At 45.9% G+C, this 13,169-nt stretch carries 13 protein-coding genes; 3 read left to right on the forward strand and 10 right to left on the reverse strand.

Annotated features, from left to right (window positions below):
• Positions 1-39 precede the first annotated feature (39 nt).
• The 3 genes from KIT90_RS00955 to KIT90_RS00965 form a co-directional block, all read right to left on the reverse strand.
• The gene (locus KIT90_RS00955) at positions 40-363 is read right to left on the reverse strand and encodes a hypothetical protein (protein WP_027726582.1); all 324 of its coding nucleotides are present in this window, start codon (positions 361-363) and stop codon (positions 40-42) included.
• Positions 364-598: 235 nt separating this feature from the next.
• On the reverse strand, positions 599-1,756 hold the full coding sequence (locus KIT90_RS00960; RefSeq protein WP_009706178.1) for an amino acid permease: 1,158 nt from the start codon (positions 1,754-1,756) through the stop codon (positions 599-601).
• Positions 1,757-2,561: 805 nt separating this feature from the next.
• Entirely contained in the window at positions 2,562-2,873 is a 312-nt protein-coding gene (locus KIT90_RS00965; protein ID WP_038895484.1) for a hypothetical protein, read from the reverse strand.
• Positions 2,874-3,013: 140 nt separating this feature from the next.
• Here KIT90_RS00965 and KIT90_RS00970 point away from each other — a divergent pair, with 140 nt between their 5' ends.
• Together KIT90_RS00970 and KIT90_RS00975 are read left to right on the forward strand one after the other, a co-directional pair.
• Positions 3,014-3,361: a helix-turn-helix domain-containing protein gene (locus tag KIT90_RS00970; protein ID WP_009706181.1), complete on the forward strand. Its 348-nt coding sequence runs from the start codon at positions 3,014-3,016 to the stop codon at positions 3,359-3,361.
• 92 nt (positions 3,362-3,453) lie between these two features.
• Positions 3,454-4,206, forward strand: coding sequence for a hypothetical protein (locus tag KIT90_RS00975; RefSeq protein WP_078609804.1), 753 nt, complete (start codon positions 3,454-3,456; stop codon positions 4,204-4,206).
• Between the two features lie 86 nt (positions 4,207-4,292).
• Here the strand turns inward: KIT90_RS00975 and KIT90_RS00980 are convergent, their stop codons facing one another.
• The 7 genes from KIT90_RS00980 to KIT90_RS01010 form a co-directional block, all read right to left on the reverse strand.
• Positions 4,293-5,039 carry a phosphatase gene (locus KIT90_RS00980; protein WP_285374496.1) on the reverse strand — a complete coding sequence of 249 codons (747 nt, stop codon included), beginning with the start codon at positions 5,037-5,039 and terminating at the stop codon, positions 4,293-4,295.
• A 26-nt stretch (positions 5,040-5,065) separates the two neighbouring features.
• Positions 5,066-5,800: a nucleoside/nucleotide kinase family protein gene (locus KIT90_RS00985; RefSeq protein WP_285374498.1), complete on the reverse strand. Its 735-nt coding sequence runs from the start codon at positions 5,798-5,800 to the stop codon at positions 5,066-5,068.
• A 9-nt stretch (positions 5,801-5,809) separates the two neighbouring features.
• Complete coding sequence (locus KIT90_RS00990) at positions 5,810-6,328, reverse strand: MltR family transcriptional regulator (protein ID WP_005435522.1); 519 nt, start codon at positions 6,326-6,328, stop codon at positions 5,810-5,812.
• 59 nt (positions 6,329-6,387) lie between these two features.
• Positions 6,388-7,659, reverse strand: coding sequence for a zinc-binding dehydrogenase (locus tag KIT90_RS00995; RefSeq protein WP_285374500.1), 1,272 nt, complete (start codon positions 7,657-7,659; stop codon positions 6,388-6,390).
• A 47-nt stretch (positions 7,660-7,706) separates the two neighbouring features.
• Complete coding sequence (locus KIT90_RS01000) at positions 7,707-9,128, reverse strand: PTS mannitol transporter subunit IICB (protein WP_079855974.1); 1,422 nt, start codon at positions 9,126-9,128, stop codon at positions 7,707-7,709.
• Positions 9,129-9,140: 12 nt separating this feature from the next.
• Positions 9,141-9,584 (reverse strand): PTS sugar transporter subunit IIA, encoded by a 444-nt coding sequence (locus tag KIT90_RS01005; RefSeq protein WP_005425097.1) that lies wholly within the window; start codon positions 9,582-9,584, stop codon positions 9,141-9,143.
• A 474-nt stretch (positions 9,585-10,058) separates the two neighbouring features.
• On the reverse strand, positions 10,059-10,778 hold the full coding sequence (locus KIT90_RS01010) for a GntR family transcriptional regulator (protein WP_020194774.1): 720 nt from the start codon (positions 10,776-10,778) through the stop codon (positions 10,059-10,061).
• 313 nt (positions 10,779-11,091) lie between these two features.
• Here KIT90_RS01010 and mngA point away from each other — a divergent pair, with 313 nt between their 5' ends.
• Positions 11,092-13,026: a PTS 2-O-a-mannosyl-D-glycerate transporter subunit IIABC gene (mngA, locus tag KIT90_RS01015; RefSeq protein ID WP_285374504.1), complete on the forward strand. Its 1,935-nt coding sequence runs from the start codon at positions 11,092-11,094 to the stop codon at positions 13,024-13,026.
• Positions 13,027-13,169: the final 143 nt, after the last annotated feature.

Here is a 13,169-nt window from a genome sequence, read left to right on the forward strand (position 1 = left end):
TAAAACAGCGAGCCAAAGTGCTCGCTGTTTTTTGTTTGCTTATAAAACCACATGTATATAGCGATCTTTCGAGCGCTTGTAATAAAAGTCATCCACTTTTAGGTAGGTAAAATTGCCAATCTGAATATAGGTGCTACGTGGTGGAATGTGTTTGTAATGGTAGTAGTGATGCTTCGGTCGCTTGTGCTTCACCACCACAACCTTTTTGTGTTTATGCTTATGTTTGTGCTTATGATGATGGTGGTGATGCCCGTGATGATGTCCGTGTTTGTGGTGATGTTTAGGGTGTGCCATTGCTTCAGCACTGAACATCCCCAAAGAAAGCATCATTCCAACGACTGTGAAAGAAAATCGCTTCGACACTCGGTTCCCCTTTACTTTATAACTTGTTAGTCATCATAAAGAGAGTGGTCGCAGGCCATGTCAGCCTATGGCGAGACAGTTTCACCTCAAGGTCAAATATCATCACGATTTATCAGGCAACGGTCAGGCCATACACGCCGCTGATGCAGCACTAACAATTCTGCACAAAAAAGCCGCTTGCCCAGTTATGGACAAGCGGCTTTCTAGATTCAATTTGTGTGTTCGTAAAGTCGATTTATACCGCTTGAGCGAACAGCAAGAAACAACCGAATAGGAAGATCATGCTCATACCCATCGCACCGCCACCAGCTTCGTACACACTGTTGTCTTCTACAGGAACACGACGTACTTTCATGGTCATCGATAGTGGAACAAACACCGCTAGGAATACAAGGATGATGCCTGCGTAGCTAAGGATCGCTAAGAAGTGCTCTGGAGCAAATACCGCGCCAAGCAACGGCAGAATAAACGTCGTCACGAATACCACTGGCTTACTTGCTTTTAGAAGGTCTGCATTTTGGTCGTAAAGCGCCATTGCTACACCCAAGAAAGACGTCAGCAATGCCAAACCAGTAAACATAGACAGAATGAACTCAAGACCTGTGTACTGTTGACCAAGAACAGAGATCAATTCAGACACGTTTGAGAACTGGATAAGTTCGTGTGGTGGCAAGTTACCCACTACTGCAAACAACCACAGTAGGTAACACACAAGAGGAATCGTCGAGCCAACAATGATCATGTTGCGCAGTTGGGTCTTGCTCGCTTCTTTGTTGTAAGTCACCAAAGAAGGAATCACGACCATGAAGCCAAAGCTTGTGAACAGAACTGAGCTTTGCTTGATCAATGCCATTTTGTCTGCGTTCACGACTTCACTTAGACCTTCAAACGATACGTTTGGTGCAAGAGAGAATAGCGTAAGAACAAGTGCGACAATCATACCGATGAATAAGCCACGGTTTAGCTTATCAACCACACCGGTACCCGCCGATACAATTAGACCAACCAAAACGGTAAAGCCAACTTGGCTAGAGATAGTAGAAAGTGGTAGGCCCATTGACGCAGTCACTTTTTGTACCAAGTCACCAGCACCGATGATGTACGCCATCAAAAGACAAACAAGCAGCGCGTACAAAAGACCGTTAGTAACAAACTGACCGCCTTTGCCCAGGGTTTCACGAGCAATCGCGTTCATGCTAACGCCACCACCTACTTTACAGCTTGCTTCCAATAGAAGAAGTGCAGCGTAAGTTGTACCCGCCCAGATGAACAGCATAAGAAGAGTGCCCCAAAGGAGGCCGAATTGAGCAAGCACCATTGGTATAGCAAGCATACCAGCGCCAAGAGCAGTACCTGCAACGATCAGGGAGCTGCCGACAAGTTTTAGGTTCACGGTTAATACCTCTAAATTTAATCCGTTTTGTTTTGACTTATCGTGCTTTTGGTTCGAAGCACGATCTACGGAAACGCCCTACTTTGCAGCCAATGAATTCGATGCTAAACAGCAATTCAGGATGCAAGAAGCCTAGACTCAAGACGGATCTATCCTGTCTGAGTATATTGGGGATGTAGGGAATCATTTCCGGGCAGAGTTCGACTAACGGAATGTCTCACTTTGGGTTCGAAGCAAAATCAGCGCATCCTTTTTCGTCAATCCCATTCTCTGCTGAATGGATTTGGTTCGAAAGGATTGTAAGGCATAAATAGGACGATTGAAAAGCAAAAGCTCCATCTTATAGCCATATATTTTAACAACTATCAGTTGATGCAACAGATATGTTGTAAAACCGCCGATTATTTAGCCTTTTGTTGTTATAAAGCTTAAGAAGTGGGCTTTGGTGCTCAATTTTTGAGGTGTACATGAAAATGTACACTTTGTTGAGAGGTGTTAGAAACCCGGAACATAGCCTAGATTCAGCAATATCGTTATTATTCGCTCCGTACCGATACGTTTCGGTTCACATACCTCTAAACACTGATTTACGGTTCGAAAATATAGGTAAATGAGTGTTCCGAATGCTGGGTTTGGTTCCCCAGCATTTGCATCCTTTCTTTAAATTCCTTCAGTGCTTTTATTTCACACAATTGGCTTTGTGGGATTTCGCTCGTTCATGCTTTTACTGCTCTCGTTCATGTTGTTACAGCTCTCCATACTTTACAGTTATCCATGCTTTACAACGAGCAACGCTTTCAACCAATTACATTTCCTTGTCTAGTGCGTCAATGATGTAAGTGAGTGCTGCAACACCCATGTCTGCCACTGAGCGCTCTATCAGGCTCAAATTCTCATAGGTTTGATTCAGCTCAGTCTGGTCAAGATCGCATCGATGCAAAAACAGCTCTTTATACTTCATCAACCTTTTCTGTGATTCTCGGGTTAACCATGTCATATCCAAGCGACTATCACGGCTGCGATTGCGAATTTCATCAAGCAATTGTTCTAAAACGCGTTGCATTTTGCGAATACTTACTTCACCAGAAATTGATTTATAAAGCTGATATTTTTCCATTTTCTGAAACTGACTGAAATTTAGTAATTTTTTTGTGGAACGTCATTCTTATCGCTATATCAACTTGGGTAAATACGAGGTGGTTAAACTGGTCCGGATATTGCGTGCTTCAGGACAAAACTGTCCTTTAAGGAGCGCCTATGCATGTAGACCCACTGATTGAAGTACTGATTGCTCGACGCAAAGAGAGAGGTATGTCGCGTGAGCAAATGGCAAAAGTCGCAGGGATGAGCGAAAAGACTTATCAAAGAATTGAGAGAGGCGAATCGGATTTAAAACTCTCCCAATATCGCTCCATTCTGCGTGCTCTTAACCTAACAGATTTGGATGTAGCCCTTGATGCTAGAGGGGTCGGTAACATCTCTGCAAGCGATGTTGCCTCAGCAGCGAGATTACTGTCACCAGAGGCACAATCCATGCTGACTAAGCTGATCTTCTTGGTGTTAGAACAGAAAGCTAACGAAAGCAAAAGCTCAACGAGAACATAAAGCCGTGCCCTAGACTCCTCAGTCAAACAAAGCTATGGTGAGCTAAACTTAAAGATTAGAGCTTCGGTACTCCAACCATGGGGGAAAGCATTATGAGAAGCATCTGGGTCATGATCACCGCCATTCTCTGCTTGCTGGGAGCAACAAGTCTGTCTGCACAACCGCAAGTGAAACCCGCGGTAAAGCCGATCACGCAGCCGGGTAACAAACACGATTTGCGTCCTGTGAATCGCCCTCATAGGCCCATCAAGCCGCCCCACTATAATCGGCCACCTTATTACCGCCCGCCCTACTACAGACCACCCTATTACCATCGACCGCCATATGTCGTTAGGCCACCGCGCTATCATTCGTCGTTTATCTATGTAAGACCGGGTTATTGGTATCCACCCTATCGCGGACGTTATTACTATTATCATAGCGATCTCGTAGGCATAGCGACCTTCGCCATCTTTGCCGGCATCACCTACGCCATCGTTCAAGACTCGTATTACCGCAGGAATGGAGACCGCTATGATTACGTCCGTTACCCACCAAGCGGTAACTACACGATTGTGAATGGAAACACCATCACGACGTCTTCCTCAACGTCGTCAAGCTATGCGCCATCATCAGGGCAAATTGTGTCTTCTTCGCCAAGTTCGAACACGCCGCGAGTCACCCATGTGGTTCCGGCGACAAAACCTGAACCTAGCCCTTACAAACTCGGAGAGATCGTAGATTCACTGCCTCACACGAAAGAAACGGTCGTCGTCGATGGACAGAGCTATTTCAAATACAAAAATACGTGGTTTGCGCCACTCAGAGCCGAGCGTAAGTTTGTTGTAGTGGAATCACCGCTGTAGTGCTTTATGTGCCCCCTTAAACGAACTAAACCCGCACGCTGCGGGTTTATGTTTGTTTGTAGATAGCCGTTTGAGTTACTCGCTTTTCAATAGAGTGCTTCGAACTCTGGAATCCTCGCTTTACCTCTCAGTAATAAGAAGTTCAAAAATCGGCTCGTCGACGTAGTGAGTATCTTCTCTTCATCCACATTGTGTTTCTCCAACAAAGCAATCGCCAAATCTAACTTGGAGATCTCTTCACAGAAGTGAGCATCCGACCCTGTACTGAAGTAAACGCCAATCTCTTTGCCAAGCTCGACAATGCGATCACAACGGGAATCACTGCCCTTGCGGCTTTTGCCTGTCAAAGATGTATTGTTAACTTCAATTGCGACATTGTGTTCTTTGGCACAGCGCAACACTTGCTCCATATCGAATGGATAGTTCGGATTACCCAAGTGGCCCAGAACATCCACTCTGTCGCTTTTAATCACATTTATCAGGGCAGCGGTATGTTCAGCTTCAGTCGCGGGCTTGAATACGGGTTCATGGAAACTCGCAATCACCCAGTCAAGATGTTGGTCAGAGGACGCTGGTAAGTCTATCTCCCCTTTCACATTCAGCGTGTTGGCTTCTACGCCACGGAGAATACCTACATCGTGTAAAAAGCGGGGCAAAATTCTTTGATTGTTGAAATACCAGTAGTGAGGGGCTCCTGGCATCTCGGGAGCATGATCGGTGGTACAAAGAAGTTTTAGCCCCTTATTCTTGGCAGACAATGCGTTCTCTAGAATGGTGCTGTAAGCGTGTCCACTGGCAATAGTATGGGTGTGGCTATCAATCACGATATCCATGGTGACCTCCTGAGATTGTGGACGAACTATCGAATTTCGAACGAACCGTTTTGATTGAGAAACAATGATAAGTCAGCAGGAATCGAATGATTCAACACTTTATCAACGTTGACCGCATCGGAGCGTAAGTAGAACTCCAAGGCGGCTTCTGGGTCTGTGCCACCACGAATCTTACGATTGACTAAACGCTCTTGTAGAAACTCCGCTTGAGTATCAATAAACACCGTAAAATCGGCCAAGCGATGCAGCTCTTTCCATACTGGTTCATCTAGCAACAACCAGTTGCCCTCGACGACGACAATATTGCGGTTAACCTGAATGGCATCATCAACCGGATCATGTAAGTTGCGGTCGTAGTAAGGCCATTTGCTGTCTTTCACTTTAAGCTGTTTCAGCTTGTCGATAAGCTCGGTGAGATTGAACGTCTCGTAAGAGCCTTTAATGCTGCGCAGAGGAACAATTTCACCATTACGTTCAATGGTGTTGCTGTCGAGGATTTCGTTCGGGTAGTGAAAACCATCAAAAGGCAGAACCTGAAGTGGCTCTTGGTTTTCATCTTGTTCAGAGAGGTGTTCCCAGAACGCAGCTAGGGTCGACTTACCGCTGCCCGGAGGGGCACACAAGAACACAACAATGCGTTCCTGCTTCTCATGACAAAGACGGGTAAATTTTTCGATAAGAGGTTGATGGATTCGCTTTACGTCGGCATCGGGAAAGGTAGCTTCGGTTTCAAAACCACTGACGTTTAAATTCACTTTCATGGTGAACCCTTATTGATTGATCTCCCCTTCGATTCTTTCTATCAACATTTCACACGACAGCTTCAACACTGTTTTGATGAGAGATTCGTATCTCATTTGCGAAAAGGACTCAAACGAAGAGAACTTAAGCTGATTGATCGACTCAAGATAAAAGCTGTCTTGCTGAGAAGAGAGTACCGCTTGGTTTTTGATGAAGTCGTAAATTACGTCATCCGCAAATTCGACTTTCTCCGGTTGGCTAACCACGTACTCCAAGACCTGATCGTACAATCCGATATCGGCGTAAGTTTCCAATGAGATTTTGCCCATCGCAAACATCAGCTTCGATACCACATCGGTCGTCACCAACGGACCATCTTCTTTCAATAAAGGATCCACAGCATACTCCTTCACTAGATCGTCTTGGACGAACACGCTCGGAAGTAATGCTTTTAACTTGAGGTTAATTATTTTGTTAGAAACCTGAAGAAACGCCGTGGCATTTTCGCACTCGTCCAGTTTCTCCAGTAATTCGTCTTCACGTGACAACGTATTATGACCTCTCCATTATGTGGCAGCGCAAAGGCTACCACACAAATTCGTTGCAACTAAACCGTTAAGCTCACGTCATAAAACTCAAGTAACGCTTTTTCTGCATGTGCGTTCCACACATAGTTATTCGCGTTCAAAATTGCGTCTAATTCGGCGAAGAACGGGTCTTGGTCTGCCAACGATAAGAAATCATCAATTGCGGTCAATGGCAGGTCAATGTGCGGGTAAATCAACTTCTTACCACCCGGAATATCCAACTGATTCAGAATCGTATGTGGCGCAGCTTGCAGACCACCAACGTGGGTGATCATGAACGATGGATTGATCTTACCTTGTGAAGACAAGTCGATAGATTCAACCATGTCGCCAGTCGAGCCACCAGATGTGCCAACAATGTGCGTTGATTCGTAATGCACGTTGTAGAAGTTAAACGGTACTTTGAATTTTTTATCGGTAGGGCCTGCGAAGAAGTTCAAGCAGCCATCGTTGCCCAACAGCTCATCGGCTTGTTCTAGCACTTGCGATACTGCTGCATACACCATCACATCGTCGTAGCCTTTGCCATCGTTCAGCGCTTTCAGATAAGTCACAGGATCATCGACTTGAGCGGTATTTACGTAATGCAGTTCAACGCCTTGTTCTTTTGCTTTTTCAACCGGGATTAAGCACTCTGCTCGGTCTAAGCGCGCAGCGTCGATGTCTGTCACCACAATCAGTTTTGGCTTCACCGGACCGTTAATCGCGTAGTCAATCGCACCAATCCCCATAGGGCCAGCACACGCGAGTAGCGCTAATGTTCCGCCCTCTTTGATGCCCATATCATGCTCGTACACGTATTGCGTAGTGTGGTAACTCGCATGGTAAGCACCGATGATGCATGACATTGGCTCAGCCAAAGACGCATCTGCAAAGTAGTCACCGTGGTAAGGCAGCACACAGCCTAAGTCGATAGCAATTTTAGGAATGATGGAATACGTTGCGTTGCCGCCAAAGGTTTCGTAGCTGTAACCCGCCGAGTAACCACTAGGCAAACCCATTGCTGGTTGCAGTACAAAGTAATCGCCTGCTTTGTATTGGTCTTTTAGGTTCTCACCGACTTCAACAATCACACCTGCGTATTCATGACCCGTCATCACTGGCACTTCATCAATGTTCTCAGGTACGCGTTTGTGTTTGCTACCCAACAATGCTGCTTTGTAAGTGGACAGACAAATGCTGTTTGAAATGTTTTTAACCAGAAGTTCATCGGCTGAAATGCTTGGCAAATCAAAGGTTCTTAGTTGAACGTCTTTCTCGCCACAGATAACCGCTGCCGTTGTTTGTACCATGATTTCTCTCCTAAATGGGGTGGTAGGTGCCACCCCATACTGAATTGTTAGGCTGGTTGCTCAGTCGCGACCGCTTGTTGCTTAATCGTATCCATCAGCTCATTGAGCGCTGGGTCATTGAGGAAGTTCTTAATCGTTACCACCGGCAAGCCTGTTGCTTTAATGGCTCGACTTTCTAAGCTTTCGTGTGTCACGACAATGTCGGCTTCACTTGGGACTTTTTCGATGGCGAAGTTCTTCACTTCAATATCAATCCCAGCTTGAACTAACTTGCGTTTGAAGGTTGAAGCGCCCATCGCGCTTGAGCCCATACCCGCATCACAAGCAAATGCGACAAATGAAATTGGTTTGTTTACTTCTTGTGTTGCAGCAGCAACTGGTTTGATTGCGCCTTCCGCTTTCATGTCTTTCATATCAGAGACTGACTGTTCAAACTCGTCTTCTTTGTCTTCTGCTTTGCTCATCTTCAGAATCGCACTTGCGACAAGGAAGGAAACAATCGTTGCAGTTGTGACGCCTGCGATGGTCGCTAGGAAGCTGCCTTTCGGTGTTAGTGCTAGGTAAGAGAAGATTGAGCCTGGACTTGGACCAGCTACCAAACCCGCATCAAGTAGGTTGAAGGTTGCGATACCTGTCGCTGCACCCGCAATCATTGCCAATATCATGATTGGCTTCATTAGCACGTAAGGGAAGTACAGCTCATGAATACCACCGAAGAAGTGAATGATGATGGCACTTGGCGCAGAACGTTTAGACAGACCTTGACCAAACTTCGCGTAAGCCAGCAGCATACCAAGACCCGGACCTGGGTTAGATGCCACCATAAAGAAGATAGATTTACCTGTTTCAGCTGCCGCCTGCAGACCTAGTGGGTAATAAATACCTTGGTCGATAGCGTTGTTGAGGAACAGCACTTTCGCAGGCTCGTTTATGATAGCGAGCAGAGGAAGGAATCCCGTCGCCACCAAGGCTTCGATGCCTGATTTAACAAACAAGTTTGCCGCAGTTACCGCAGGGCCAACAATCTCGTAGGCGAACAGACACAGGATCATGCCCACAATACCTAGTGAGAAGTTGTTCACCACCATCTCAAAACCAGAAGGAATACGGTGTTGGATTCGCTTATCCATTTGCACCACAACCCAAGCACTGAGTGGGCCCATGATCATCGCGCCAACGAACATTGGGATGTCCGCACCAACGATAACACCCATGGTACCAATGGCACCGGCTACCGCGCCGCGTTTATCACCAACAATCTGACCGCCGGTATAACCGATCAACAGTGGTAATAAGTAAGTGATCATTGGACCAACAAGTTCCCCAAACGCTTCGTTTGGCATCCAACCTGTTGGGATAAAGAGTGCAGTAATAAAGCCCCAAGCGATGAAGGCTCCGATATTTGGCAGCACCATGGCGGTCAAATGACCCCCGAAGGCTTGCACATTGGCTCGCATGTTTGCTTTCACGTTATGTTCCTTTTAGTATGCTTTTATTATGTCTAGCACTTGTTCCTTAGATGAAGCTTGTGCCAGTTTTGCAATGTTCTCTTCGTCCACAAACATCTCGCTCAGCGCTTGAATCACCTCAATGTGGGTATCAGAGTCTTTTGCAGCTAGGGTAATTAGAATGTTGGCAGGGCCAAGGTCCGAACCAAAATCAACTGGTGAAGGGAAAATATGAATGCCCAAGCCCGTTTTTAGGACACCGGTTTCTGGGCGAGCATGTGGCATCGCCAGTCCAGGGCACAACACATAGTAAGGACCATTTTCTTCGGTCGATTGGATGATGGCATCCGCGTATTGCTGAGAAACGTAACCTTTGTCTTCTAGGTATTGCGTTGTCTTTTTAACTGCGTCTTGCCATTGGTAAGCGCGGTCATTAATAACATCTACTAGTTCGTGGTCGATTAATTCATACAGCATTTTTAAACCCTATCAACAGTTCGGTATCGATGGGTTAATTATCAATAAGAGTCGTAGAACCGCGCAAGCACGCCTCTTTTGTGCAACAAATCACAATTAAATGGCTGTCAATTTGTTTTAATGAACGTAGCTCAAAAATAGACAAAGAAAGTTAGCAACAAATTTTCTTTCAGCAACATGTCAATAGGCATAATTTGAACCTCCGCACCTATCCAAACATTTCTAGAAATTCGCAATAATATATCTTGATCACATTACGACTCTTGACTCGCTATTTATCGTGATTGAATTCAAACTTCATTTTCCACTAATTTGGCGCTAGTGAGTTTCAAACAGGGATAATCATCACACTTGTTTGCTAAAAGAAATCGAAACGTTGCTTAGTTTCAGCATAGAGCGAACAGAAGGTCGGAAGAGAAAAGACAAAAAAACCCGCCGAGTGGCGGGTTTAAAATGAAATGCGTAATATCGCGCTTACGACTTATGACGTTTTGCCACCAGCGTAAACTTGTAGTCAGTCGATTTGAAGTAGTTGCGGCTGTATTCAAAAACCACATCCCCCTGCAAGAAACCACGCGTGCGCTTTTCGATGATTGGCTCAGCCGGGTCAATATCTAGCAACTCTGCAATGTCTTGCGGTGGCAATACCGGGATGATTTCTTGCTCACTGCGATCAATCACCATGCCCTTCTCTTTCTCAATAAAGTGGTACTTAGAACCTTGCATCACTTGGTAGGTGAGATCAGGGAACATGTCTGTCGGCAGCCAAGTTTCTTCTACTGTGATTGGGTTGTCATCTAGGTAACGAACGCGTTTCACGTAAAAGACTTTGTCATCTTCATTAATGTTCAGCGCATCAGCCATCGTGAGCGATGCTTTAGTAATCTCGAACGCGACCACATCGCTGTGCGTCACTGCATTTAGGTGCGCCCATTTCTCTGCAAAACTGGTCTGCTGGTAAATGTCGTAGTTAACCTTGTTCTCTTTCACATAGGTACCACTACCCTGCACACTTTCCAGTTCACCATTTTCAATCAGCAGTTTTAACGCTTGGCGAACCGTGACTCGGCTACAAGAAAATTCTTCGCGTAACTGAGCTTCGGTAGGAAGAGCGGTTCCTACTTTGTATTCGCCATCGCTGATCTTCTCGCGAATCGCGTCCGCAATCTGGCGATACATTGGCAGTCTTGCCATGTTTACCTCTATAAAAACAATACAAATGACCATTCAAGTGAACTTGTTTGAGACAACTCAAGAACCGAGCACACTGGAGTGAACTATCATTGCAAGAAAGACTTGGTTTATGAGCTCTATAATACGAATTCAGGTCAACATGACAAGCACTTGTTCGCATATCGGCATACAAAAACAAGCCAAAACAATACAACAATAATACATATTTTAATTCAACTGCGATCCTGATCACGGATCATTTGTATTTAAAAGGTATTATTCACATCATTGTTGAATGCACAACAATGTCGAATGTGACAATGGGACAAAAGTTATGAAATTAACCTCTCTTACAAACCCATCGCTGATAAACCTACAAACGACGTTCGAAAGTCGTGACGCAGCGATTCGTGCACTTGCCGACCAGCTAGACCAGCAAGGCAAACTGCATAACAAGGAAGAATACCTACAAGCAGTGTTTGCTCGTGAAGAGCAAGGCCCGACAGCGCTAGGCGAAGGCTTGGCAGTACCGCACGGTAAGACAGATGCAGTAAAAGAGGCGGCGTTTGCCGTAGCCACACTAAAACAAGACTTAAAGTGGCAAGGTCTGGATGAAGACGAAGACGTAAACCTGATCTTCCTAATCGCAATTCCAAATGCGGAAGCAGGTTCAACACACATGCACCTGTTGACCGAACTGACCACAACGCTAGTGGATGACGATGTTCGTGAAGCAGTGCTCAATGCTACAAATGTAGAACAAATTTTCGCTTTGCTTGATGGTCAAGCAGAGCAAGAAGAAAAACAAGACCAATTAGATACAAATGCACCAACCATCGTTTGTGTGACGGCTTGCCCTGCGGGTATTGCACACACCTACATGGCAGCAGAATACCTAGAGAAGACGGGTAAGAAGCTGGGTTATAACGTGCATGTTGAAAAGCAAGGCGCAAACGGTATTGAAGATCGTTTGACTGCTGAACAGCTCAACAGTGCAACTGCGGTCGTCTTCGCGGCTGAAGTGGCAATCAAAGAGTTAGAGCGTTTTGACGGTATTCCTCGTGTAGAAGTGCCAGTTGCTGAGCCAATCAAACACTCTGAGCGCATTCTTAACGAAGCGGTTGAAGCAGGTAAAGCAGGTCGAAGCGCTGGTGCTGCAGTTGCAACCAACGACAAACCGAAGAAGCTACCACTTAAAACTGAACTGAAACAAGCACTGCTATCAGGTATCTCTTACGCAGTTCCTCTTATCGTTGCTGGCGGTACCGTACTTGCTGTTGCCGTGCTATTGGCACAAATGTTCAACCTACAAGATTTGTATGCAGAAGAAGGCTCTTGGTTGTGGATGTACCGCAAGCTAGGTGGTGGTCTACTGGGTACATTGATGGTTCCTGTACTAGCGGCATACACCGCTTACTCATTGGCAGATAAACCGGCACTTGGTCCAGGCTTTGCCGCAGGTATTGCAGCAAACCTTATCGGCTCTGGCTTCCTTGGTGGTGTTGTCGGTGGTTTGATTGCTGGTTACGTCATGCGTTGGGTAAAAGAAAACGTACGTCTAAACCCTGCGTTCAACGGCTTCCTAACCTTCTACCTATACCCGGTTATCGGTACTTTGGTTGCTGGCTCACTGATGCTGTTCGTTATTGGTAAACCTGTTGCTTGGCTAAACCAAGGTTTGACGGACTGGCTAAACGGCATGTCTGGCACCAACGCCCTACTTCTAGGCGCAGTAATTGGTTTATTCGTATCGTTCGACCTTGGTGGTCCTGTCAACAAAGCCGCTTACGCATTCTGTCTGGGTGCAATGGCGAACGGCGTTTACGGCCCATACGCTATCTTCGGTTCGGTGAAAATGGTCTCTGCGTTCACAGTAACGGCTTCAACCATGCTTGCACCTCGCCTGTTTAAAGATTTCGAAATCGAGACGGGTAAATCAACTTGGTTGCTTGGTCTAGCGGGCATCACTGAAGGTGCGATTCCAATGGCTATCGAAGATCCAATCCGCGTTATTGGCTCGTTCCTACTTGGCTCTGTCGTAACAGGCGCAATGGTGGGTGCTGCTGGCGTAGGTCTATCGACTCCAGGTGCAGGTATCTTCTCAATCTTCCTACTACACGATGCAGGTCTAGGCGCATTCACGGCTGCGGCAATCTGGTTTGGTGCTGCGCTGATTGGTGCAACTATCTCGACCATCACTCTCATCATGTGGCGAGCACACGCAGTAAAAAAGGGCAAATTTGCCACTGAGGCTGCCGCTCAACCATAACCCGAATCACTCATAGATTCGCTCAACACAAACTTTGGGCGTGGGATTTCTGCGCCCTAAATATTCGTCGGCAAGCATAAACGCCGTAAAAACGAATAGAAAACAATCAAATTTAAAACAAATTAACGGCAATTATTGCCTAA

The sequence above is a fragment of the Vibrio sp. B172a genome (genome assembly GCF_030248355.1).
Taxonomy (GTDB): Bacteria; Pseudomonadota; Gammaproteobacteria; order Enterobacterales; family Vibrionaceae; genus Vibrio; species Vibrio owensii.

Coding starts and splice junctions, on each gene's coding strand:
- KIT90_RS00975 (WP_078609804.1), top strand. CDS start 3,454: ATGAGAAGCATCTGGGTCATGATCACCGCCATTCTCTGCTTGCTGGGA.
- KIT90_RS00970 (WP_009706181.1), top strand. CDS start 3,014: ATGCATGTAGACCCACTGATTGAAGTACTGATTGCTCGACGCAAAGAG.
- KIT90_RS00995 (WP_285374500.1), bottom strand. CDS start 7,659: ATGGTACAAACAACGGCAGCGGTTATCTGTGGCGAGAAAGACGTTCAA.
- KIT90_RS00965 (WP_038895484.1), bottom strand. CDS start 2,873: ATGGAAAAATATCAGCTTTATAAATCAATTTCTGGTGAAGTAAGTATT.
- mngA (WP_285374504.1), top strand. CDS start 11,092: ATGAAATTAACCTCTCTTACAAACCCATCGCTGATAAACCTACAAACG.
- KIT90_RS01010 (WP_020194774.1), bottom strand. CDS start 10,778: ATGGCAAGACTGCCAATGTATCGCCAGATTGCGGACGCGATTCGCGAG.
- KIT90_RS00985 (WP_285374498.1), bottom strand. CDS start 5,800: ATGAAAGTGAATTTAAACGTCAGTGGTTTTGAAACCGAAGCTACCTTT.
- KIT90_RS00980 (WP_285374496.1), bottom strand. CDS start 5,039: ATGGATATCGTGATTGATAGCCACACCCATACTATTGCCAGTGGACAC.
- KIT90_RS01005 (WP_005425097.1), bottom strand. CDS start 9,584: ATGCTGTATGAATTAATCGACCACGAACTAGTAGATGTTATTAATGAC.